The organism is Virgibacillus sp. Bac332, from assembly GCF_003667785.1.
Lineage (GTDB): Bacteria > Bacillota > Bacilli > Bacillales > Amphibacillaceae > Virgibacillus > Virgibacillus salarius.
On sequence record NZ_CP033046.1, the window covers coordinates 1,684,482 to 1,708,293 of the forward strand.

Consider the following 23,812-nt stretch of genomic DNA (forward strand, 5'->3'; position numbering starts at 1 on the left):
TTCCTCATTACAATCTTCGTGCAACCCTTCCTTGGGAGTCCTTCCTTCCCCTGCAACCTTGATTAATTTGATAAATATTCCTCTAAAGTTAAGTCATTATTCATTATGTCTTCGGCTGCTTTTTTGCCTACATAACGAATGTGCCATGGCTCGTATTGGTAGTGGGTTATTGCTTCTTTACCTTCTGGATAACGAATAATAAACCCAAAGTGAGCAGCATGTTCTTTTAGCCACTTGCCTTCATCTGTTTCTCCGAATTCGATGATCAATTGATAGTTTACATCAGGACTTGTTACATCCATTGTTAAACCAGTTTGATGTTCACTTTCACCAGGACGAGCACTGAAATTATTAGCAGCTTCTTCACCATGTTCATTCACATTTGCTGTAAAAATCGACACTTGTCTATCATAGGAACGATATCCTGATTGGGCAAATAAATCAAGTCCTGCTTTATCAGCGGCGTGGAATAGCTTCTCTAAAGAAGATGCAGCAATTTCACGCATCTGCTTCTTGGGTAGGTCTTCTGTAAATGGGAATCGAACATCCGGAATCACGAGATCTTCAGGTATATAATCTTCGGGGAGGGCATGTTCTTTATTTACTAATGCCAGTTGTTCATAAGGATTAGCTAATATTTCTGAACCATGCTTTGTTGCTGCAGGCTCTGCTTTAAATGGCAACCCTTCTCCCGGAACATATTCCTTCGAATCTTGCAGAAGCGAATGAACAACTTCAGCTGTATCCTCTGAATAAATACCAGTTATAGGTAATGATTCATGCTGTAATTGGATATCTGTAATTGCCCATATCGTAGATTCATCAAATTTTCCAGTATTTTTAATATCATAGCCGATGGCACTTAAGACTTTTTGTAAAGCTTTAACAGACTCACCGCTGTCTTTCTTTTGCATTTCAGTTTTTGGAACCTGTAAAGTTCCACTATCGGATTTCTTCGGTTGCTCCTTAGCCTGTGTCGCTGTATCTTCTTCATTTGATTTCTCTTTGTCATCATTAGTACATGCTGTAATTACTAACGATATAATTAGCAGTGCACTAATAATTATAAATGTCTTTCGTTTCATGATGCTTTTCTCTCCCTGCATGATAGTTTACTGCTTGTTCTAAAACAAGGCAATAGCCTTGAGGTTGTCTCATAAGGATGGTCTATAGATTAATTACAATAACGCTTTTTATACCGATGGTACGAAAGGAATTATTCCATTTTCATATTGTACAACTTTGCAATTTAACTAACCTATATTTTCTCATAAATGATAAGAAATCGCCAATACAAATAATAATATATTCATAGAATGCAAATAGGCACAATATACAACAGACTTTCATATAAATACATGAGGTGAAGAGGAAAGCGAGCGTACTATCATGAAAGATCTACTTGTTTCAACAGCAACAAGATATTATTTATATACCATGATCTTATTTTGGTGTGCACTGATCGTCGTTTCTAGTGTGTATGTCAGTACCCCACTATCGCATACATTTTCCATGTATTTTCATATTTTATTAAGTGAGGCAGCGTGGATAAGTAGTAGTTTTTCTATGTTTTATGCAATCGGCTTCTTGTTTTTTACACCTTTTACGAATCGAATTGGTGAAAAACAAATGATTGTCTTTGGTTTAGTTATGCTTACAATATGTACAGTATCGATTGGTTATAGCGATAATTTTCAAACACTCTTAGTTCTTAGAGCTTTACAGGGATTCTTTGCAGCTACGTTTGCGCCAACAGCACTTTCTTATGTCTTTGAAGTTTTTCCACCAAGCAAACGGATAATGGTTATTGGTTATATTAGTTTTGGATATGTACTAGCTGGAATTATTGGACAATCGTTATCTGATGTTATTAATCAAACGCTTGATTGGCATGCTGTATTCTATTTTTTTGCTTGTATTTATGGTCTAAGTGCAATACTGGTAGCTTGGTTACTGCCTGCAACGTCTCCATCCAAAAAAGACGGTATGATGAAGAAATATATCAAGCAGCTATCACGTATTTTTAGGCGGAAGCAATTATTATATTGTTACTTGATAACAATTATGCTGCTACTAACATTTCTGGGTATGTATACCGTATTAGGAGACTATTTACGGTCCTCTCCTTATCATCTCACTACTCAGGAGGTATTTTATGTGCGGGTACTTGGTGTGATTGGTATGCTATGCTCTCCATTTGCTGTTAAGGCTGTAAAAATTATTGGGGAACTAGCTATGTTACGCTGTAGCTTAGCAATGGCCAGCTCGGGATTACTGTTGTTGTCTCTTAGTAACCATTTGATAGTAACTATATTAACAAGTATCTGGTATGTTGCTGGAATATCTTTTACCTTCCCTATAATTATGATGATTATCGGGAACCTTGGTGGGAAGGAACGTGCAGCTGCTTCTTCGATGTATGCTTTTATCCTATTTGTAGGTGCTTCGCTAGGTCCCATCATTTCACTAAAGTTATTAGAGATAGGCGGATATATACTTACATTCCTTATACTGTCGTGCTGCTTACTTATTGCATTAGGTGCGGGATTTCTATTGAAAATATCAAGACCAAAAGCGTAAGCACCCGATTAGAAACGTAGCGACTGTCAACGGAGATAAAGGAAGCATGGGCTAATTTTATAATTTCCTAGACTATAAAAAAAGCCAGTTACCATGTAATGGACCTGGCTAATTATCGCTATCGTTTAACGTTGTTCGAAAAGTTTACAGATTTCAATAATCGTTTTTGTTGATTGAACCATATTATCCACTGAAACATATTCAAATTTCCCATGGAAATTCTCTCCTCCAGTAAAGATATTTGGTGTAGGTAAACCCATGTAGGATAGCTGAGATCCATCGGTACCTCCACGGATTGGTTCCACAATTGGTTTAATGTTAAGGTTTTCCATTGCCTGGTAGGCAATATCAACAATTTCTTTGACAGGTTCAATTTTTTCTCGCATATTATAATATTGGTCTTCCATCTCTATAGTAATGCATGCTTGACCATATTTTTTCTTCATTTCCTTCGTGAACGTTCTGACCATATCTTTTCTTTGTTGAAATTTTTCTTTATCAAAATCTCGTATAATATAAGTTACTTCTGCTGCTTCAACATCACCATTGACTGCAATGAGATGAAAGAAGCCTTCATAGTTTTCGGTGTGTTCAGGTGCCTCTGCCTCTGGGAACTTACTTATAAATTCAGCGGCCATTTTTCCGGCGTTTTTCATTTTATCTTTAGCTGTTCCTGGATGAACACTATTGCCTTTGAAGGTAATTCGTGCTTCAGCAGCATGAAAGCTTTCATATTGTAATTCGCCTAAAGGACCACCATCTATCGTATAGGCATAGGTTGCGTCAAATCGTTCAACATCGAATTTTTCTGGTCCCTTGCCAATCTCTTCATCAGGAGTAAACCCTACACGGATTCTACCGTGTTTGATTTCAGGATGTTGAATCAGATAATCCATCGCAGTCATAATTTCTGCAATTCCTGCTTTATTATCAGCACCTAATAACGTAGTACCGTCTGTCGTAATGATAGTATGTCCCTTGTAGTTAGGAAGCTCAGAGAAATCTTTTGCAGATAATACAATATCTAGTTCTGGATTTAATAAAATGTCTTTACCATCAAAGGATTCAATTACTTGTGGGTTCACATTTTTTCCAGTGAAGTCAGTAGCAGTATCTATATGTGCTAGGAAGCCAATCGTAGGAATATCTTTATCAGTGTTTGCTGGTAATGTAGCCATTACATATCCGAAATCATCAACCATTACGTCAACCATTCCGATCTGTCTAAGCTCTTCGACTAATTGTTTTGCAAGTACCAACTGTCCTGGAGTAGAAGGTGTTTGACCCGTCCCCGCTTTAGATTGTGTATCCATTTTTACATAGGTTGTAAAACGTTGTATTAACTCTTCCTTCATCTCGAATTTTCATCTCCTATTTAACAAGATAACCAAAGCTAATGTCGAAATATGGTTGTTCTAATTAGTGTTCTTATTATTATAGCTTATTCAATAATTTTTTCTAAATAAAAACTTTTTTGATTATGTGCTAAAGGAGAGTATATCACCGTTAGAAAGGGATATGGACGATAGTTGCTTTACGGAAATAATGGGTAGGAATACAAAGTAAGATCGTTTAAAATAAAAATAATACGTGGTAATTTATCCCGCATATAACTGGCAGTAAGCTCCCACTTCAAGCAATAAGGTGAAGCCAATATGGATAAGTGGGGCTCAACTGCCAGTAAATGTCCGATTGGTTCGGGCCTACATGGAAGTAGGTCACAAAGGCGTTGCCACAGGACGTGGCGAATGAAGCCTTTGTACGCATTTGTTTTAGTAAAAACGGATGGAAGTTTCACTTTATTCTATGCTTACAATTAAAATACATCTTATTTCAGAATGGAGGGTCTAGAGTTGTCTTATGTAATCAGTATCCAGCGTTTGAAACATCGTTTGAATAATAGTCAGGATAATACCGTAATTATTGACACACGTTTTGATCTAATGAATTCGGATGCAGGTAGAAAAGCTTACTTAACTGATCATATTCCTGAAGCAGTGTATATGGATTTGGAGAAGGATCTATCTGGAAAAAAACAAAAGCATGGTGGAAATCATCCGCTGCCAGATGTTGAGATGTTGTCAGCTAAAATTGGGAAAATTGGTATCGATCATACGACGACAGTTATTATTTATGATCAGAAAAATGATATGTTTGCTGCTAGAGCATGGTGGTTATTTCATTATTTGGGACATGAAAAAGTGTATGTGTTAGATGGTGGTTATGAGCGATGGAAGGAAGAAGGAAATGAGACGACAGATGTTATCCCTCAGTTAACGGAAAAACAGTTTATCCCTAACATTCGATCTGACCAAACAGTTGATATGGAAACGGTGAAAGAAAAAGTGATGAGTAAATCAACCGTGCTTATCGACTCACGTTCTAAAGATCGTTATTTAGGTGATAGTGAACCTCTCTATGCAAGAGCAGGGCATATTCCTGGAGCAGAGAACTATTTTTGGAAGGATGTGCTTTCGGCAGATGGAAAATGGAAAAATAAAGAAAGCTTAGAAAAGCAATTTGCCAATATAGCAAAGGGCGAAGAAGTAATAGTTTCTTGTGGGTCGGGAGTATCCGCTTGTCCAAACATACTTGCCTTGAAATCGCTTGGTTATAAAAATGTAAAATTGTATCCAGGAAGCTTCAGTGATTGGATATCATATGAAAAAAATGAAGTTGCGATAGGAGAAGAATCATGAACAAATGTCGTTGTGAATGGGTAACCGATGATGATATATATATCCACTATCATGATAATGAATGGGGCAAGCCAGTATATGATGATAAAAAATTATTTGAGATGCTTAGTTTAGAGGGGGCACAGGCTGGCTTAAGTTGGATAACTATATTAAAAAGGCGTAAAAATTACTTGGCAGCATTCGATGAGTTTGATCCTGTCAAAGTAAGTGCGTATAATGAATCGAAAATAAATGATTTAATAGAGAATGAAGGCATTATTAGGAATAAGCGAAAAGTTAATTCGGTTGTAACAAATGCCCAAGCTTTTCTTGAAGTGCAAAAAGAGTTTGGAAGTTTTAGTAACTATATTTGGTCATTTGTTCAAGGTGAGCCTTTAATAAATAACTGGAAAGAACATAAAGATGTTCCTGCTACTACGAGGGAATCGGAACAAATGAGTAAAGACTTAAAACGTCGTGGCTTCAGCTTTGTAGGTCCAACTATTTGTTATGCCTTCATGCAAGCAACTGGGATGGTAAATGATCATACGAAGGATTGCTTTCTTTATCAAGGGAAGTAAATAAAATGCAACAAAAAATCGCTTCAACCTTTACTGAAGCGATTTTTTATAGTTTTAGCGTGTTGAGCCGTGTCCAGTTCCAGCACCCAGAAACTAGGCGACTTCACGAATCGCCCTAAGCTAAGTCATCATCGGCTCGCAAGCTCACCGTGATTCCTTTCTCTCGCTCTAGTTGCTACGTTTCTAATCGGGCGCTTGCGCTTTGTTCTAAGTTAAGAAAGTATAAAATCAGTGCAATGACTGCGTTAAGCCAAGTAGTTATTTTGAAATGTTTGATGTCTATTGGCAATGCTCCGACTAATTACTTCGCTTTCCGCGGGCACGGCCCATAGCCGTCAAGCTAAGAAAAAAGAAGTACGGTGCAATGTAAATATAAACATATTTTTCCAGTTTAATCCGTATTCTTTTATGGGTACTTGTTTTTCTTTTTTACACTGTTACTTACGCGGCACGGAAATGTACTTTATACGCAATGTTTAAGACATCAAAAGGACTTTTATGCTGACAACGATGATCTTTCCTTCCATGCCGGTATATGTTCTGGTAAATATTATCGATGAGAGCTTTCAAAGAAGAAAGGTGATAGAGTGAATACCCCTTCGTCTCTACTATTGCGTTTCTCGCATGGTTGATACATTTGTACTCACTTCCTTCTAGTTGATACTTTTCGTAAAGGCAGTAACGGCACTGAAAAGCAATCATCGAAGAAAGAAGAATATGAATTAAAGTCCCATACAAATGACAGTAAAAGCGGTCGGTATTCATTGCCTGCACATCATCAATTTCAAATAACGATTTCCATGTTTTAAAGAGAATCTCCACTTGCCAACGCAAGGAATAGATAGGATACAAGGTTTGCTCATCCATTTCTTCTTGTGTTATATTGGTAGCAAGAATTTGGATATGATTCTTCTTGTTGGCGGATTGGGTATGCCCCCCTTTCCGTCTTCTTTCTTTTAAATAGGTGTCTCTCTGTTTTTGTTGCTCTTCGGTTAATCGTTGTACGACTACACGTGCATGAAATGTATTTTTTCCCTTAACTCCTAATTGAATGAACCCATAATCCTGTATCTCTCCTGGAGCTAGATGCATGGCATCTTCTTCAGGCTTTATTTGGATTCTTCGTTGCTTGTCATCCAATGTCCAATAGGTCATATTGGCAGGAACACGAGTAATATAATAGGCTCCTGCTCGATCTATTTTTTTAAAGTGATCTCCTGAGAAATAGCCGAGGTCACGCAAGATAAGGTCCTCTTCTCCTATTGTATCTGCCAATTCTTCAGCTGCATCGTGATCACTGTCTCTTGGTCCATAGAACAACGTATGCAAAAAATTCCCTTGATACAGCTCATATTCTAATTGTATTTTCACTCCATCCCAATAACTCGCGGTGTTCTTTTTTACTTGAAAGGATGTGCCATCCAAGATACGGATCCGAGAAAAAGGATAATCAGATGGAGATGGTAACGATAACATCTGTTGTTTTTCCGCTAACCGCATAAAAACTTGTTTTAAAAAAGCCACTCCTTTCTCGTCTAATCGTTGATGTAAGGCTTGTTTAGATATGGATATTTCTGATTCACGAGAAAGGGAGGCACAGAGCTGTCCTAGCCCCTCCGTACCAACTTTTTCATGTAAGAAGGCACATATACTTAAGAAATCTTCCGGCATTATCTTCTTCAATCGTTGTACAAAACCTGATTCCCGAGCAACATTGCGAAGTTCAGAAATAGATAAAATATCGTGCACACTCTTTACAAACGAGTCAAAATGATATTGCTTAGCCATACGTAATCCCTCCAAATTATTCCATTTATAATGTCAGAATAACGAATAACTTTATGGTTTTTAAAATATCCTGCTTAACTTGACGGCTATGGGGCACGGCCTCAACTAACTTTGCAAAGAAGAACACGTTGCAAAGTGGATTTTCGGCTCGCGCTATTCCTGCAGGAGTCTACGTAATTAGTCTCCGCTATGAGAAGGTGCAACAATTCTTGTCATAAGAAATAGGTTGACTTTTTTTACAATGGGTAAAGTGAAAATCGCTATCCGTGAGTATAAAAGCAGCTGTGTTACTTCATGCTAGCTTTGTAGAGCCTGATAATAGCGAAGGCCGGCCACTTCAACTCCTGTGGGAAATGTTTGACCTGAAGATCCACTTTTTTGAGCGGGTTTTGCTAAAAAAGTTAGCTGAAGGACAAACCCCACGGAAAGGGAAGTGGGCAGCCGGAGTGGTGGTCAAGCAGTAGCTATTATTCCATAATAGCTACTAGAGGAAGCGTAAATCTGAGCATGTAGTGATAAGGACTGAGCGAATTTTGCTCCGTTTTTCTTAGCTTATCCTTGTCTATCCCGCATATAATTGGCAGTAAAATCCCACTGATTGCTAGTCAAACTTTATAGTTTAAACGTATTTATTTCTTCATTTAATTTTTCAGCTAGTTCTGCTAGCTCATTTGCATTAGAAGATACTTCTTCCATAGAACTAGATGTTTGTTGGGCGGATGCGGCAGCCTGTTCCACGCCAGCAGCAGATTCTTCGGAGACAGAGGCAATCTCTTCAATTAGCTGATTCATATCTACGCTATTTGCTGCAATTTCCTTTAAATTTTCAGAAATTGTATTTATCTTATTTGTCATATCTCTCACTGCATGATTGATGGTAGTAAAGTTCTTACCAGTAGTTTCAATTTGTGTAGTTCCTTCTTTTACTTCATGATAGCCACTATTTAATGACCCAACCACTTGGGTGGTTTCTGATTGGATATTTTGAACAATCGTAGTTATCTCTCCAACTGATGATGCAACTTGCTCGGATAGCCTACGTACCTCATCAGCTACAACTGCGAATCCTTTTCCGTGTTCACCAGCTCTAGCTGCTTCTATGGCAGCGTTTAAGGATAGCAAGTTCGTTTGATCTGCAATATCTTTAATAACAAGAACTAGCTTGGAAATCTCGTTTGACTGATGATCGAGCCCTTGGACTTTTTCTACTGCTTCCGCAACAATCGAGTCTATTTGCTTCATTTGTGATACGGATTGTTTCATCAGTTCTGTACCTTCAGAAGTTAACTGTTGAACTTTCTGAGAGCTTTGCATCACTTCTTGACCATTTGCTTCTGATGATTGAACTTTTCGTACAAAATCATTCATATTTTCCGATAAATCGCCTGCACTTGTTGCCTGTGTCTCCGCACCTGAGGACAGTTCTTCCATTGTGGATGCAATTTGATTACTTCCCTCTCTTACCTCGTTAGCTGATTGAGTCAATTCCTCACTGCGAGATGAGACAGAATTGGAAGCGTTTTGAACTTTGAAAAGGATCCCTTTAATATTGTCCTTCATTTGATTAACTGACTGTGCAAGTTGCCCGATCTCGTCTTTTCCTTGATAATTCATCGATGTGGCTTGGAGGTTTCCATTTGCTACTTCTGAAGTAATTTTTACAACGTTGCTCAAATGGAGGGATGTCTTCTTACTAATTAGAATCATAAGTAAAATTCCAACGATAATAGCTGTTAAATTGGCTATCATTAATACTATTGTACTATAATTCATTGTTTCTGAAGCTTGATTCACAGATGTTTCTTGTTCTTGGCGAACGATCTTGCTTAAATCATTAACGAGCTGGATTGTTTCTGTTCGTAGTCTTGTTGAATAAGAGCGTAATGAATTTGCCATCGTATCTTCTCCACTTTGTACGGAAGCAACCATCTCATTAAAAAACGTATCATTTATACTAGCATCATTTTCTACAATCTTTTTAAATATTTCTTTTTGCTTGTTTGTTTTCATCGTGGGTTTAATTTTCTTAACAAGTGCATCAAATTCCGCTTGGTATTCTTTGAACATGTTTACATATTTATAATCCTCGGAAAGTAAATAGTCCGCAATTTGTACATCTTTTCCTTGGATCAGAGAAGATAGCTGAGTCATCTCGTTCACACGTATACTTTGCTCGCTGATTTGATCCATATTCTTTTGCCCTTTCGTTAATTGTACATAAACGATCGTGGTTGCAGCGATAAACAGAGCCGCTGTTATAAGAAAAATAGCTACATACTTTTGACCTATTTTTACATTTTTCCAGTTAATAGGGCTTTTGTTCTTTTGTTTAATTGTCTTTTCTTTCTTTTGTTTTACTTTAGGTTTTATTTTTTTGACCTTATTTTTCTTCATATATATCCCCCAGTTATATTAAGAAAAGCATTTTCTTTCATTATCGACATAAAAGAACTGAGTATGAAGTACTATTTAAAATTTTTTAACATTTGCTTCATTTAATGCGTATCATGTAAAATGTGAAATTGTGGTTTGAATTGAAATAACTATAAATACAGGTGATATATATGAACTATTCAGCTTTTTTAACCGTGGAGAAGGATAAAAATGAATTAAAGCAAGAGCTAGACTCATTAGAAGTCCAATTATTTCGCATGCAAAATAGTATAAAAGAAATAGCTAAAAAGTCTGACGTTATTAGTATTGACCAAACACAAGATGACAATTGGGTTATCATTTATGCAGATAAACAATCAAATTCTTTCCAAATTATGCTCCATGAATGTACCAAGCCTTTTCGAGGTAATTGGGATTCAGCTATTCAAGCAGAATATAAAAATACAAGTACCCTTCATATTTCAGATATAAAAGGGGAACAGAACAAGGGGTTTGGCTCTGTATTAATGAGGCATTTAAAGGAAATAGCTAGAGATGAGAATAAGCAGTACATCACTGGTGACATTGTTCAGCGGGATTTTGATCATGTAAATCGGCTGAAGCATTTTTATAGTAAACATTATTTTGATGTGAAAATAGATTATCAAGAACAATATGGTGAAATACTTTGGATTAATAATTGATGCTGTTCCGTAAAAACGGAGCAGTTTTTTTGAAATAAACACAGTTTGTAATAACAGGACAAACACCTAATGAATAAGATAGTCAATAGAAACAATGAGACTATATTCATGGGGTCTTGCTAATTTCTATGAATAGTAGTTACTTGAATTGGGAGCGTATATACAAATGCAAATTCATGTGATTAAACGAAATGATACATTATGGAACATTGCGGAGCGTTATGGTTCTGATTATCGACAAATAGCTGTATTAAATCAATTGAATAATCCAAATATATTAGTGATTGGGCAAGCACTTGTCATTCCAGATCCACGTAGAGAATATGTTGTGCAGTCTGGAGATACATTGTGGATGATAGCCCAACGATATCAAATACCTGTACAGGAGATTGCGGCAGTCAATCAAATAACAGACCCTAATTTGTTATTTGTAGGACAGATGTTAGAAATACCTTATTATCCATATATCGTACAGCTTGGAGATTCGTTATGGGAAATAGCCCAACAGACTGGTGTTACAGTTAATGAATTAATGAGGATGAATGCAATTACCAATCCATCGCTTATTTATCCAGGTCAAGTATTAAAAATTCCTCAACCATCCAGGCCGGTTAAAGAAATAAATGCATATGCTACAAAAACGGGAGCACAAGGTGCTCAGGAAATATTGGCCTATGGAAGGCTACTAACGTACGTAACACCATTTACGTATAGTATTCGATCAGATGGTACGATTACCGAGCTAAACGATTTACCTATTCTTGAAGCGGCAGAGGCAACAAATGTGCTGCCACTTTTAGTATTAACAAATTTCGTTGAAGGGGACTTTGACTCTGATTTAGCAGCAACATTATTACGGAGCCCTGAGTTACAAGAGAAGTTAATAACGATTCTATTAGAAGAAATGCAAGAAAAAGGATATCAAGGAGTAAATTTTGATTTTGAATATGTTTATCCTGAGGATCGAGAGAACTATAACAACTTTTTACGGCGTGTTGTAGCTCGCCTTCATCCTAATGGATATCTGGTTACTACGGCTCTTGCTCCCAAAATTAGAAGTGATCAAGAAGGATTGCTCTATGAGGCTCATGATTATAAAACACAGGGAGAAATTGTTGATTTTATTGTGCTCATGACTTATGAATGGGGATGGGCAGGAGGAAGACCATTAGCGATAGCGCCAATTAATGAGGTACGTAAGGTACTAGATTATGCAATTACAGTCATACCTCGTGATAAAATTATGATGGGAATACCGTTGTATGGAAGAGACTGGAGAATTCCGTGGCAAGAAGGTACTGTAGCTCGAACAGTTAGTTCACAAGAAGCCATCCAACTAGCTGCAACTTATGGAGCGGAGATCCAATATAATGATACCTATCAATCACCATACTTCCGTTATACGGATGGAGATGGTCAGCAGCATGAAGTATGGTTTGAGGATGCAAGAAGTATCCAAGCAAAATACGATATACTAAGAGATTATGATATAAGAGGGGCTAGTTACTGGGTATTAGGTATTCCATTTCCCCAAAATTGGCCTGTTTTGCAAAATAACTTTATCGTAAAAAAAGGTGACGTTTAGCATTGACACCTTTCTGAATTTTTAAGTATACTAGACATAATTAAAAAGGAGGTGGGTTAGATGAATCATACTGGTAGTGTAACGAAGATTAAAGAATATCTTTGGTTTCGTTATGCGATTTTTTCCGGAAATGTTGCTTGAGGGATAAGTATGCCCTTTTTTACTACAACATTAGGAAAAATACCAGTAAGAGACATCTACCTACAAGCGGATTCGTATGGAAAATCGTTGGCTTCCTCTGAAGTGGAATAGACTAACGCTTCCATATATCTAGTGAAAAAGGCGTGTAAGGGGAGAACTCTTTGCGTCTTTTTTTGGTGTTTTTAAAAGATTGTTCTTTATGATGTAAAAATTGAATAGCAATCTAATAAAAATACTTCTTTCTATGTGTAGTAAGTGTCTCTTCGGCAAACGGAGGAAGAGAAGATGATTATTAGCAGTTTACAGCAAGTGACGCAAATATTAGGTGCAAATATTATATTTAAGGATATTACAGTTGAAATTAAAGAAGGAGAACGAATTGGGTTAATTGGAAGGAATGGAGAAGGAAAGACAACCTTACTAGATTTATTGGCAAAGAAGTCGGAGCCAGCAGAAGGTACGATTACATGGAAAAAGAATTTATCCGTTGGTTTATTACAGCAAGCCCCATCTTTAGAAGCTGAAGCTGAGGTTGAATCACTGTTATTTCAAGTTTTTACAAAGCTTAATCGACTAAAATCACAAATGCTTGAATTGGAAGCTAGTATGTCTTCGGAAACGGAAGCTGATCAATTAATGCTTCTTATTGAAAAGTACGGAAAGCTTCAAGAGCAATTCCAGGATCAAGGTGGTTACGAAATGGATGCTCAAGTAAGGCGTGTAATGAATGGCTTACAAATGGAGCATTTAGCCAATAAGAAGTGGAAGAACCTAAGTGGTGGAGAAAGAACAAAGGTTGGTTTAGCGCAGCTATTATTAACAGCGCCAGATCTTCTGCTGTTGGATGAGCCGACGAATCATTTGGATTTCCTTGCGATTGAATGGCTAACAAATTTTATAAATCAATACCATGGAACAGTTGTCATTGTTTCTCATGACCGTTATTTTCTAGATGAAACAGTAACTACTATATTAGAGATGGACCAAGGAGAACTGTTGAAATATCATACGAATTATACGGATTATGTAAAAGAAAGAGAAACGCGTTTACTGCAAGAATTCCAGCAATACCAGGATCAACAGAAAAAAATAAAGAAGATGAAGGAAACGATTAAACGTTTAAAAGAGTGGGCAAATCAAGCAAATCCACCAAATGATGGCTTGCATCGTCGAGCCAAAAGTATGGAAAAAGCTTTAGAGAAAATGACTGTCTTGAAACGTCCGATTTTGGAGAAAAAGCGTATTATTTTGGATTTTCAAATGGAAAAACGTAGTGGGAAGGATGTTATTCTGCTGGATAATGTGTATAAGCGTTTTCCGAGTAAACCATTATTTTCGGCAGCCAATATGCATATTCGCTTTCAAGATCGTGTTGCTATTATAGGTGAAAACGGAAGTGGGAAATCAACTCTGTTAAGAATGTTATTAGGGAAAGATGAACCAGATCAGGGTGCGATCCAACTAGGAAGCAATTTATCTATTGGTTTCTTATCACAGCATATGTTAGAAATGGATGGATCTCGATCTGTTCTGGAAGAATTTCGTGATCAAGTACCTGTTACAGAGGGAGAAGCGAGGGGGATTTTAGCAAGGTTTCTTTTCTTTGGTCCGAGTGTTTTCCGTAAGGTTAAGCAATTAAGTGGTGGAGAAAAAATGCGTCTACGTTTGGCGGAACTTGTGTACCAGAATCATAATTTGCTTATTTTAGATGAGCCAACGAATCATCTTGATATTGAATCCAAAGAGGTTCTAGAAGAAGCATTAGAACAATTTGATGGAACAATTATTGCAGTATCACATGATCGATACTTTTTAGATAGACTCTTTCCTGTAACCTATTTAATTGATCAGGAACGCTTATCGAGATATGAAGGAAATTACACGTTCGCTCGGAGAAAATGGAGAGATTAAGGATGGTCATTACGAATGCATATTGATTAAATCCAATAAGCAGCTGTGATAATATAAGAATAATATTCCAAAATGAAAGGGAGTTAAAAGATGCAGTATATAACACTTAACAACGGTTTGAAAATGCCACAATTAGGATTTGGTGTTTGGCAAGTACCGGATGAAGAAGCGACCCCTGCAGTGGAAAAGGCACTAGAAATTGGTTACCGCTCTATTGATACGGCAAAAGTTTATGAAAACGAAAATGGTGTTGGTAAGGCACTAGCAAACAGTAATGTTGCACGTGAAGACCTTTTTATCACTACTAAAGTTTGGAATTCGGATCAAGGCTATGAGAATACGCTACAGGCATTTGACAAAAGCTTAGAACGATTAGGCTTAGATTATGTTGATCTTTACCTTATTCACTGGCCGACGCCTGAGTATGATGACTATGTGGAAACATATAAAGCTTTGGAAAAGCTATATAAGGATGGTCGTGTGAAAGCGATTGGTGTTTGTAACTTTAATGTGGAGCACTTGCAACGATTAATAGATGAATGTGATGTTGTTCCTGCGGTTAATCAAGTAGAGTGTCACCCATACTTGCAGCAAAAAGAAGTAAAGGAATTCTGTGAAAAACACAATATATATCTTGAAGCTTGGAGTCCATTAATGCAAGGTGGCGAAGTATTAAAAAATGATGTAATTACTAGTATTGCTGGTAGTTATAGTAAAACACCTGCTCAGGTAATTCTTCGCTGGCATCTGCAATATAATAATATTGTAATACCTAAATCAGTTACACCATCTAGAATGGAAGAGAATTTTAACGTGTTTGATTTTGAACTAACGACTGATGATATGAAAAGGATCGAAGGATTGGATCGAAATGAGCGTAAAGGCCCGGAGCCGAGCGAAATGAATATTAGATAGGCAGAGAAGCCAGACGTGTTTTTTACGTCTGGCTTTTTGCTGAATTGTACAGAAGAACTTTACTAAGTAAGTAATATAGGGTATAACTATTGTAGGTTAACACCGATAGGTCCATTTTGAAAGGAGTGATGTTTTATGAGTGCAACTGTAAAACGAAATTTATGTACGTACACATCAAACAAAATGGAGGAACGGTCGGTATAATGAGGGTGCTTTCTCCATTATAGGAGGAATTTTCATAGTGAACGATTTGGTAAAGTTAGGATGGGAGGAATCATCTTCACCATCTGTCAATTTGAATACAATTGCACGTGTTATTACGGTGCAACGGAATAGCTATCGCATATCTGATGGTCGATATGAGTATATAGCGCATGTTAGTGGGAAATTCTTTAATGAGGTTAATTCATCAATGGATTTTCCTGCTGTTGGTGATTGGGTGGTTGTGGAGAAACTAATTGATGAGAAAAAAGCAGTAATAAAGGAACTATTACCACGTAAAACTCAATTTGTTCGCCAAGCGGCTGGTGATAAGACAGAAGCGCAGTTAGTTGCTGCAAATTTGGATACTATTTTTATCGTAGGTTCGTTAAATGATGATCTTAATGTACGAAGGATGGAAAGATATATTATCTCAGCCTATGAGAGTGGAGCTTCACCAGTTATAGTGCTTACGAAAAAAGATATGTGTAAAGCTGATGAAATAGCTACGATCATGTCTGAGCTTGAAGAGGTTGCAATTGGGATTCCGATTGTTACATTGAGCAGTATAACGGGAGAAGGTATAACGGAATTTATGTCTTATTTGCCTCCACGTAAAACTGCAGCGCTTTTAGGTTCATCTGGCGTAGGAAAATCAACATTGGTAAATGTGCTACTGGAAGAACAGGTTCAACTTACAAATGCTATACGGGAGAATGATAGTAAAGGTCGTCATACAACAACACATCGTGAAATGTTTTTATTGAAAAATGGTGGATTACTTATTGATACACCTGGTATGCGTGAGCTGCAGCTTTGGGAAGGTGAACATGCTATTGATACGGCATTTGAGGATATTGAAGCCTTCGTTACCGCATGTTATTTTACCGACTGCAAGCATGATACGGAGCCTGGCTGTAGAGTGAAGGATGCCCTTAATTCAGGTGAATTGTCTGAAGCACGTTTCCAGAGCTATCTAAAATTACAGCGTGAGTTAGCTTATGAAAAGAGAAAGCAGGATCAAAAAGCACAACTCGAAGAAAAAAATAAGTGGAAGCAGCTTACCAAAAATATGAAGACAAGATATAAAAATCGTAGATATAAATAAAAGAAAGACAGCCTCCATTCCTCATTGGAAATCGGAGGCTGCTTTATTGTCTATAAAAAATGAAGTGGAAGTCGAGTAATCATCAAGAACAGTACTGTATGCGAGTCAAGGCATATAGTTGATTGCCACTCTTTCCGGAAGATTATAGTATATCCCAGATGTAACAGACAGAAAGAGCCTTACTAAAGCAATGTTTTCCTCAAGAATTCTGTGGAAAAAACACAATGGAATACTACTTTATTATTTTCCTTCAAACACTCTAGCAACAGTTTCTTCATATAATCTAAAGTAATTGGGGATTTCTTCAGAACGTAAACCATAGTACATTACTTCAACTAATGACTGATTGTACCATTTTTGCTTTTCGAAAGGAGCGTTAAAATGGTCCCAAACAATTGCACCTTGACCTCTCAAGTCCTGTTCTAAGCTTAGTAAATTATCTAGTTTATCAGCAATAATTAAATATTTTATCTCCTTTTCCGCAGATTTCAAGTTGTCAATTGTATGCTGTTTTCTTTCCTGCCAACTTAGAGATTTATTTTCTGTATTGGCTGCAACCAAATGAGCTATTGAATCACCAAATTGTTCCTTAATATCCTTAATAGTATAAGAAGTGTCTTCCGCCACATCGTGTAAATATCCAGCACTAATTAATTCATCACGAAAACCAGCTGCTGCTAACCTTGCTGCTACACGGATGGGATGAGTGATATAAGGATCATTGGAACTCTTTCTTCGTTGTCCATCATGTGCCTTTGTTGCGAACGCTTTAGCTTTTTGTCTCATTTATCCAAAACCTCCTGTTTACATAAACTCTTTAGATGATGTTGGATCACAGAGGTCATCATTTCTTTAGACAGGCTATCTGGTTGTAGCAAATGATGAATAGCAAGTCCATCAATGAGTGCATATAACCGTTCAGTTTCAATCTCAGCAGCAAACTGATCAGGTACGAATTGCAGGGAGATAAGATGATCAATAACAGCAATAATAACACGTCGTAAGTCATGATATACCTTTTGATTCAACTGCATTAAATCTGGGTCAACAAGACTTCTTGCTGAAAAACTTAACCATACCTCCATCTCTATTTTTCTGTCTTTATCTAAAGGTATAAATTCAAAAAGAACTTCCTCCATGACTTGTAGTGGTGGACCATCGAACTGTTGACTGGCCATTCTTTCTCGAGCTCTATCGGAGACTAGTTGCATGGAATAAAGCAACAACTCCGATTGGGTTGTGAAATAGTGCCTTAAAGCGCCTACTGATAAATCAGCAGCATGAGCGATATTACGAACGGTTGCTTGCTCTATTCCTTCTTCTACAATTATTTTCCATGTTGCTTCTGCTATTATAATTTTTCTTTTTTCATGATCTACTTTTTTTGGCATGTCATTATTATAACACAGTTGTATTATTTAAATAAGTAACGTATAATTTAATTAATACGATTGTACTAAAAAGAGGTGGATTCTTTGATTGGTTGGTTAATTATTGCTTGTGAGATCGGTTTTTGGATATTTGTTTTAGCTGGTTTAATCGCAAGATATGTATTTAAAAAGAGACGGCTTGGGGCTATATTACTTATCCTTACTCCAGTTGTTGACTTTATCTTGTTAATGGCAACAGTAATTGATTTGAAAAACGGGGCAATTGCCACAACAGTTCACGGTATTGCTGCTATTTATATTGGTGTAAGCATAGGCTATGGTCATAGTATGATCAAATGGGCGGATCAACAATTTGCCTATCGGTTTGCTGATGGTGAGAAGCCGTCTAAAAAGAAAAAGTATGGAAAGGAATTCGCTAAAAGCGAACGAGTTGGTTGGTATCGTCATTTGTTAGCTTGGTGCATAGGGAGTGTATTTTTAGGAGCATTCCTGTAAGGGAGAAATTTGAGGGGATATCGAAGCAGAGTCCGGATGCATAAAAAAAGCCCTCTTGGTACGATAGAGAGTGTCATCACGATGACCTCGAATTAAGTACCGAAGGAGGACTTCTACTATGGATTTTACACAAAATATGCGCATAGCGCAAATCAACGAAAACACACTGATCATTGGTGTCGACGTGGCCAAAAAGAAACATGTAGCACGGGTGATTGATGATCGGGGCAGAGACCTAGCCAAAAGGTTAGTGTTTACTAACTCTCATCAAGGTTTTTTTACGCTTCTCACCTGGGCGAGAGAGCTGGCGAATGAACATAAACGTCCGGACATCATCATCGGCATGGAGCCAACCGGTCATTATGGGCTGAACTTGGCTTATTATTTGAAAGCAGAAGGGATCCATACGGTAGGTGTTAATCCGATGAAGGTAAAACGGTTCAAGGAAATGGACGATGACTCCCCGACCAAAAATGATACGAAGGATGCCAAAGTCATCGCTCAAATCATTAAAGACGGGCGTTTTCATGAACCCACACTACCCGAGGATGTCTATGCCGAATTGAGGGAAGGCATGAAACTACATGACATCATCCAAGAGGACTTGTCTTCCATCAAAGCACAGATGCATAATGCGCTGGATCGCTATTTTCCGGAGTTCCTAGATGTCTTCAAAGACTGGACCGGGAAAGCAGCACTCCACCTACTGGAAAAGGGGTATCTTCCTGATGATATCCGACAGGCTTCGGAAGAAGACTTGATGGCCGAAGTGAAAAACGCTGCCCAACGTGCAGTGGGGATGAAACGTATCCAGGCATTAAAACAGGCAGCCGAAGATAGTATCGGCCTGACGGTCGGTTTAAGCATGGCACGCGAAGAATTCCGTTATCTTATTGACCAATACAAGGCCCTAGAAGAACGACTCGTCGCTCTTGAAGCACAACTCGAAGAACTCGTTCTTCTGGTTCCTGGGGCGGAGCAGATGATAGCCATCAAAGGTGTCAGTACCATGACAGTGGCCGGTTTCTTTGCGGAAGTCGGTGATCTATCGAATTACAGAGATCCACGCCAAATTATCAAATTAGCGGGACTCAATCTGATGATGAATCAATCCGGGAAATTCAAGGGGCAGACAACCATTACGAAACGAGGACGTAAAAGGCTGAGAAAGCTCCTGTATCAGGTGGCACGCCCCCTCTCGTTTCATAATGAAGCTTTCCGAAAGCTTCATGACCATTACCGTCATCGATCCATCAATCCCTTAACTGGGAAGCAATCGTTTATCGCGCTAAGTCGTAAACTTGTGAAAATCTTTTATGTGTTAGGGACACGCAAGTGTACCTTCAGTGAAGAACGCATGATCCGGGATATCCCCGGTGTTTCAGACTTACAGGAAACTGCCTAAACAAAAAAGATCTATTTCGTTTTGAGACCCATTGTTTGAACATTCGAAGCACGGAGAAGCCGGTCGATATTTTCACCGTTAGGGCTTTGACCCGCTTTAGGAGCATTTCCGGCATCCACCATGGTCAGGTTGAACGAAGGAATTTGCGCGCATTGACGCCGAGAGACATGGGAGGGTCCACCGCCATGCGTAACGTGGAGATCCAAGGTGCGATCATACGAACGCAAACCATTTAATGGAAAAAATCCATGGATGTTTAGTTGGTGCCATCCCTTATTTCCATAAATATCATTTATTTACAGATGAAGGAACGATCAATCCCCATTCTCTTTGAATGATATAAAGTAAACGGGAGAAAAACGGAGTAATTCTGAGATAATTTTAATTTATAGAGGGAGGTATCATTTTATATATAAATAATCCGGAACAGACAAATGCGTTATTTGAAACCTTTCGTCTCTGGTCACTAATATTGCTGATTGATTTTGTTATTAGCTTTAGTTATACATTATTTCCAAAGAAGTCTAGTTCTCACGTTTAGCACGATATTATATTTTTTTAGGTTCCTGTTGTTCCACTATATTTACACGATACAAGGATGGTCACATTAGGTAAAATAAATCAGCTATAGGTGTCCTGTTCTAGCGTTTGACAAAGGATTGTTTCATTTGAACTTTAGATATATAAAAAGGGGAGCCCTTTAGCCATTTTCCATAGCTTTTGGAACTCCCTATAATTTATTATTAATGCTTAACTACTTCTTGTCCGCGAACATTCCAAGTTAACGTAAATAATAGAATGGCTAATATGCAAGAACCAGTTAATAAAAGGAAACCTGCATTCCAGCCTGCATGTTGTACAATAAATCCCATAAGTGCATTTGCCATTACAGCACCACCAAGATAGCCAAACAAACCTGTTAGGCCAGCAGCGGTTCCGGCAGCTTTCTTTGGTACAAAGTCTAATGCTTGTAAGCCGATAAGCATAACCGGTCCATATATAAGGAAACCTATTGCTATAAGTGCTAAGTTGTCAATTAAAGGGTTTCCTGCTGGATTAAGCCAATAAACAACAACAGAGAGTAGAACTCCTACCATGAAGATGACACCTGCAGGACCACGACGCCCTTTAAATACCTTATCGGAAATATATCCACATAATAATGTCCCAGGGATTCCAGCCCACTCGTATAAGAAATAGGCTAAACTAGATTCTTCCATATTAAAGGATTTTTCTTCACTTAAATACGTCGGTGCCCAGTCAAGTACACCATAGCGCACAAAGTATACAAACACATTTGCTAATGCAATTGTCCATACCCATTTATTATTTAAAACATATTTAAACAATATTTCTTTTGTAGTTAGTTCTGTTTCGTATGTTTTTTTATCCTTGCTTTGATAATCATTACGGTACTCCTCGATCGGTGGTAAACCGACGGATTGTGGCGTATCTCTCATTAACAAGAACGCAATGATAGCAACCACGATTGCAACAAGAGCTGGTAGAATAAATATTCCTTCGTAGCCGACAAACACAGCACCAAAATAAGTAGTGCAAATGGATACACCTGCTATCGCTAGTGGTGCCATTAACCCGCCACCAACGTTGTGTGCTACATTCCAAATCGAGGTTTTCGTGCCTCTTTCACTAACGCTAAACCAGTGTACTAATATTCTTCCGGAAGGTGGCCACCCCATACCTTGTGCCCATCCATTTAAAAATAGCATTATAAACATGATAGTCACTGTTGAAGTAAAGAATGGCACGAAGCCAATTAGTAAGTTGATAATAGCTGATAATATGAGTCCAATGGTGAGGAAATATCTAGCATTACTGCGATCTGATACAGTCCCCATCACAAACTTACTTACACCATAAGCAATGGAAATTGCTGCTAAAGCAATCCCTAATTCCCCTTTGGTAAAGCCTTCCTCTGTTAAATAAGGTATCGCAAGCGAAAAGTTTTTACGAATTAAATAATATCCTGCATAGCCAATAAATATTCCTAAAAATACTTGCAACCGAAGCTTTTTATAGGAAGAGTCGATTTTTTCTTCTGGCATCCTTTCTTTATGAGGTGCAGGCTTTAAAAATTTGAACATTTGTTCTCCCTTCTTTCCCTATATTTAAGTTAAATGAGTCAAGTTTATAATGGTAGCCTAATCCGAGTGATCTTGAATGTGAATAGTGAATACAGTAAATTTCATCTACAGGCACACGCTTACCGTGAGTCATCTCATCGATTCATGCCAATTAAGTCTCATCTGAGCACTCTTCCTGTAGAGTCACCACCATATGTTACAATCGATGAAATCAGCATCTTTCAATCACGAGTTATTTTAAATTTACCCGAATAAAATCGCTAATATTCCTCCCCTGGTTGAAGCTTCCCTTTTTATAGATTGTTCGGATAAGCACTTATGAAATTGATTCCAATAGGCATGGGTGTAAATTACGAAAAAAAAAGACATGCTTAAACGCCTCTTCTATAAAAGAAAAGAGGAATAAAGCTGTCTCTCCATTATCTCCGACCCATATATTAACTTATTAATTTAATGTAAACTGTAATGCAATCGCTGTCAATATATTTTTGGAAGAAAGCATTTCTTCATGAGCCTCGTATTTGGAATTAACCACTCAGAATAAGCGATTAGCTGAGTCTGCAAAATTATTAAAGAAAGATCATTACAATACGAACAATTGGTCAAGGTATGTTATGATATGGATGGAGTTCTAAAATTGGAGGTCTATAAAATGGAAGAAGGAATTAACCGTAGAAAGACAGAGCATATTCGACTTTGTTTAACCGAAAATGTAGAAGGCATCAATAAATCAACAGGGTTAGAGGGAATTTCATTTATACATAATGCACTTCCAGAAATTAATTTTGATTCTATCGAGACAACTACTACGTTTTTACATAAATCACTGCAGGCCCCATTCTTAGTAAGTTCAATGACTGGAGGGTCTGAGCTAGCAGCACAAATTAATCAAAACTTAGCATTAGCAGCGGAAGAAAAAAAATGGGCGGTGGCACTTGGATCTACAAGGGCACTATTGGAAAGTGACTCGCATAAGGATTCTTTTTTAATACGTAAGCAAGCACCAACTGTTCCATTAATTGCTAATTTAGGTGCTGTTCAATTAAATTATGGGTATGGTGTCGAAGAAGCACAACGAATTGTAGATTTGACGGAGGCGGATTCTCTCGTTCTGCATTTAAATAGCTTACAGGAAGCAGTACAAGATGAAGGGGATCTGAATTTCAATGAACTATTGCCGAAAATCGAGAAGATATGTGAGCGTCTAGACGTTCCAGTTGGAGCGAAAGAAGTAGGATTTGGGATAGATGGTACGGTAGCTAAGCGACTATACGATGCAGGGATTTCGTACATTGATGTAGCTGGAGCTGGTGGCACATCATGGAGTCAAGTCGAAAAGCTAAGATCTCAAGATTCACTTAAGAAGGCTGCAGCAGAAGCATTTAATAACTGGGGAATACCTACAAAGGATTGTATTGTGTCCGTAAAAAGTAAGCTACCGAACATACCACTCGTAGCAAGTGGTGGTATGAAAACAGGCGTAGACGCAGCAAAAGCAATTACGATTGGAGCCGATGTGATTGGATTTGCTAGGCAATTATTGCAAGCTGCAACAGAATCAGTGGAATCTGTAATGCAAACAATGGAACAAATCGAATTGGAATTGAAAATGGTGATGTTTGGAATTGGTGTTACTTCTTTAAACGAGTTAAAAAATACAAAACGTCTAACGATTATGGGGAAATCCTTGCTTGATGAAAGCAGCTAAGCCATTAGGTTTTAGCTGTTTTTATTTTAGTCTAGGAATTATAAAATTAGCCCATGTGGATAAAAATGGGCGAGTTGAGCCGCGTCCAGCCCCAGCGCCCACAAACTGGTCGATTTCACGAATCATCTTACGATAAGTCATTA

Annotated in this window: 19 protein-coding genes; 12 read left to right on the forward strand and 7 right to left on the reverse strand. The window is 37.8% G+C overall.

Annotated features, from left to right (window positions below; all coding sequences use genetic code 11):
- Window positions 1-62: 62 nt before the first annotated feature.
- Entirely contained in the window at window positions 63-1,085 is a 1,023-nt protein-coding gene (locus tag D9782_RS08055) for a D-alanyl-D-alanine carboxypeptidase family protein (protein WP_121604474.1), read from the reverse strand.
- A 304-nt stretch (window positions 1,086-1,389) separates the two neighbouring features.
- On the opposite strand from D9782_RS08055, the gene D9782_RS08060 reads away from it, so the two are divergent.
- Entirely contained in the window at window positions 1,390-2,580 is a 1,191-nt protein-coding gene (locus tag D9782_RS08060) for an MFS transporter (RefSeq protein WP_121604475.1), read from the forward strand.
- Window positions 2,581-2,705: 125 nt separating this feature from the next.
- Here the strand turns inward: D9782_RS08060 and pepT are convergent, their stop codons facing one another.
- Window positions 2,706-3,935 carry a peptidase T gene (pepT, locus tag D9782_RS08065; protein WP_121604476.1) on the reverse strand — a complete coding sequence of 410 codons (1,230 nt, stop codon included), beginning with the start codon at window positions 3,933-3,935 and terminating at the stop codon, window positions 2,706-2,708.
- Window positions 3,936-4,433: 498 nt separating this feature from the next.
- Here pepT and D9782_RS08070 point away from each other — a divergent pair, with 498 nt between their 5' ends.
- The gene (locus D9782_RS08070; RefSeq protein WP_205601752.1) at window positions 4,434-5,279 is read left to right on the forward strand and encodes a sulfurtransferase; all 846 of its coding nucleotides are present in this window, start codon (window positions 4,434-4,436) and stop codon (window positions 5,277-5,279) included.
- The gene (locus tag D9782_RS08075; RefSeq protein ID WP_121604478.1) at window positions 5,276-5,839 is read left to right on the forward strand and encodes a DNA-3-methyladenine glycosylase I; all 564 of its coding nucleotides are present in this window, start codon (window positions 5,276-5,278) and stop codon (window positions 5,837-5,839) included. The genes D9782_RS08070 and D9782_RS08075 overlap by 4 nt, the downstream gene beginning before the upstream one ends.
- Window positions 5,840-6,280: 441 nt before the next feature.
- Here D9782_RS08075 and D9782_RS08080 read toward each other — a convergent pair whose 3' ends face one another.
- Window positions 6,281-7,627, reverse strand: coding sequence for an IS4 family transposase (locus tag D9782_RS08080; RefSeq protein WP_121603725.1), 1,347 nt, complete (start codon window positions 7,625-7,627; stop codon window positions 6,281-6,283).
- Window positions 7,628-7,893: 266 nt separating this feature from the next.
- On the opposite strand from D9782_RS08080, the gene D9782_RS08085 reads away from it, so the two are divergent.
- Window positions 7,894-8,091 (forward strand): hypothetical protein, encoded by a 198-nt coding sequence (locus D9782_RS08085; protein WP_121603965.1) that lies wholly within the window; start codon window positions 7,894-7,896, stop codon window positions 8,089-8,091.
- Window positions 8,092-8,239: 148 nt separating this feature from the next.
- Here D9782_RS08085 and D9782_RS08090 read toward each other — a convergent pair whose 3' ends face one another.
- Window positions 8,240-10,021 carry a methyl-accepting chemotaxis protein gene (locus D9782_RS08090; protein ID WP_121604479.1) on the reverse strand — a complete coding sequence of 594 codons (1,782 nt, stop codon included), beginning with the start codon at window positions 10,019-10,021 and terminating at the stop codon, window positions 8,240-8,242.
- Between the two features lie 170 nt (window positions 10,022-10,191).
- Between D9782_RS08090 and D9782_RS08095 the strand changes: the two genes are divergently transcribed.
- From D9782_RS08095 to rsgA, 5 genes are all read left to right on the forward strand, one after another.
- The gene (locus tag D9782_RS08095) at window positions 10,192-10,704 is read left to right on the forward strand and encodes a GNAT family N-acetyltransferase (RefSeq protein WP_121604480.1); all 513 of its coding nucleotides are present in this window, start codon (window positions 10,192-10,194) and stop codon (window positions 10,702-10,704) included.
- 166 nt (window positions 10,705-10,870) lie between these two features.
- Entirely contained in the window at window positions 10,871-12,289 is a 1,419-nt protein-coding gene (locus tag D9782_RS08100; RefSeq protein WP_121604481.1) for a glycoside hydrolase family 18 protein, read from the forward strand.
- A gap of 426 nt (window positions 12,290-12,715) precedes the next feature.
- Window positions 12,716-14,341 (forward strand): ribosomal protection-like ABC-F family protein, encoded by a 1,626-nt coding sequence (gene abc-f / locus D9782_RS08105; protein ID WP_121604482.1) that lies wholly within the window; start codon window positions 12,716-12,718, stop codon window positions 14,339-14,341.
- Window positions 14,342-14,431: 90 nt separating this feature from the next.
- Complete coding sequence (locus D9782_RS08110) at window positions 14,432-15,256, forward strand: aldo/keto reductase (protein ID WP_026680695.1); 825 nt, start codon at window positions 14,432-14,434, stop codon at window positions 15,254-15,256.
- 241 nt (window positions 15,257-15,497) lie between these two features.
- Window positions 15,498-16,565 carry a ribosome small subunit-dependent GTPase A gene (rsgA, locus tag D9782_RS08115; RefSeq protein WP_121604483.1) on the forward strand — a complete coding sequence of 356 codons (1,068 nt, stop codon included), beginning with the start codon at window positions 15,498-15,500 and terminating at the stop codon, window positions 16,563-16,565.
- 240 nt (window positions 16,566-16,805) lie between these two features.
- On the opposite strand, the gene D9782_RS08120 is transcribed toward rsgA, so the two are convergent.
- Both D9782_RS08120 and D9782_RS08125 read right to left on the reverse strand, forming a co-directional pair.
- Window positions 16,806-17,351 (reverse strand): HD domain-containing protein, encoded by a 546-nt coding sequence (locus D9782_RS08120; protein ID WP_026680697.1) that lies wholly within the window; start codon window positions 17,349-17,351, stop codon window positions 16,806-16,808.
- Window positions 17,348-17,956, reverse strand: coding sequence for a TetR/AcrR family transcriptional regulator (locus tag D9782_RS08125; RefSeq protein WP_121604484.1), 609 nt, complete (start codon window positions 17,954-17,956; stop codon window positions 17,348-17,350). The genes D9782_RS08120 and D9782_RS08125 overlap by 4 nt, the downstream gene beginning before the upstream one ends.
- An 84-nt stretch (window positions 17,957-18,040) precedes the next feature.
- Between D9782_RS08125 and D9782_RS08130 the strand changes: the two genes are divergently transcribed.
- The gene (locus D9782_RS08130; RefSeq protein WP_205601753.1) at window positions 18,041-18,451 is read left to right on the forward strand and encodes a hypothetical protein; all 411 of its coding nucleotides are present in this window, start codon (window positions 18,041-18,043) and stop codon (window positions 18,449-18,451) included.
- Between the two features lie 118 nt (window positions 18,452-18,569).
- Entirely contained in the window at window positions 18,570-19,856 is a 1,287-nt protein-coding gene (locus D9782_RS08135) for an IS110 family RNA-guided transposase (protein ID WP_121604485.1), read from the forward strand.
- 743 nt (window positions 19,857-20,599) lie between these two features.
- On the opposite strand, the gene glpT is transcribed toward D9782_RS08135, so the two are convergent.
- A complete protein-coding gene (glpT, locus tag D9782_RS08140) occupies window positions 20,600-21,961 on the reverse strand; it encodes a glycerol-3-phosphate transporter (RefSeq protein WP_026680700.1) in 1,362 nt (453 codons plus the stop codon).
- 652 nt (window positions 21,962-22,613) lie between these two features.
- On the opposite strand from glpT, the gene fni reads away from it, so the two are divergent.
- Complete coding sequence (gene fni / locus D9782_RS08145; protein WP_121604486.1) at window positions 22,614-23,669, forward strand: type 2 isopentenyl-diphosphate Delta-isomerase; 1,056 nt, start codon at window positions 22,614-22,616, stop codon at window positions 23,667-23,669.
- The last annotated feature ends 143 nt before the right edge of the window (window positions 23,670-23,812 follow it).

Bases quoted from the DNA above. Each gene is read 5' to 3' on its own strand.
- D9782_RS08080 (WP_121603725.1), bottom strand. From the start codon at position 7,627: ATGGCTAAGCAATATCATTTTGACTCGTTTGTAAAGAGTGTGCACGAT.
- fni (WP_121604486.1), top strand. From the start codon at position 22,614: ATGGAAGAAGGAATTAACCGTAGAAAGACAGAGCATATTCGACTTTGT.
- D9782_RS08095 (WP_121604480.1), top strand. From the start codon at position 10,192: ATGAACTATTCAGCTTTTTTAACCGTGGAGAAGGATAAAAATGAATTA.
- D9782_RS08060 (WP_121604475.1), top strand. From the start codon at position 1,390: ATGAAAGATCTACTTGTTTCAACAGCAACAAGATATTATTTATATACC.
- D9782_RS08125 (WP_121604484.1), bottom strand. From the start codon at position 17,956: ATGCCAAAAAAAGTAGATCATGAAAAAAGAAAAATTATAATAGCAGAA.
- D9782_RS08055 (WP_121604474.1), bottom strand. From the start codon at position 1,085: ATGAAACGAAAGACATTTATAATTATTAGTGCACTGCTAATTATATCG.
- glpT (WP_026680700.1), bottom strand. From the start codon at position 21,961: ATGTTCAAATTTTTAAAGCCTGCACCTCATAAAGAAAGGATGCCAGAA.
- D9782_RS08100 (WP_121604481.1), top strand. From the start codon at position 10,871: ATGCAAATTCATGTGATTAAACGAAATGATACATTATGGAACATTGCG.
- D9782_RS08075 (WP_121604478.1), top strand. From the start codon at position 5,276: ATGAACAAATGTCGTTGTGAATGGGTAACCGATGATGATATATATATC.
- pepT (WP_121604476.1), bottom strand. From the start codon at position 3,935: ATGAAGGAAGAGTTAATACAACGTTTTACAACCTATGTAAAAATGGAT.
- D9782_RS08120 (WP_026680697.1), bottom strand. From the start codon at position 17,351: ATGAGACAAAAAGCTAAAGCGTTCGCAACAAAGGCACATGATGGACAA.
- abc-f (WP_121604482.1), top strand. From the start codon at position 12,716: ATGATTATTAGCAGTTTACAGCAAGTGACGCAAATATTAGGTGCAAAT.
- D9782_RS08090 (WP_121604479.1), bottom strand. From the start codon at position 10,021: ATGAAGAAAAATAAGGTCAAAAAAATAAAACCTAAAGTAAAACAAAAG.
- D9782_RS08110 (WP_026680695.1), top strand. From the start codon at position 14,432: ATGCAGTATATAACACTTAACAACGGTTTGAAAATGCCACAATTAGGA.
- D9782_RS08135 (WP_121604485.1), top strand. From the start codon at position 18,570: ATGGATTTTACACAAAATATGCGCATAGCGCAAATCAACGAAAACACA.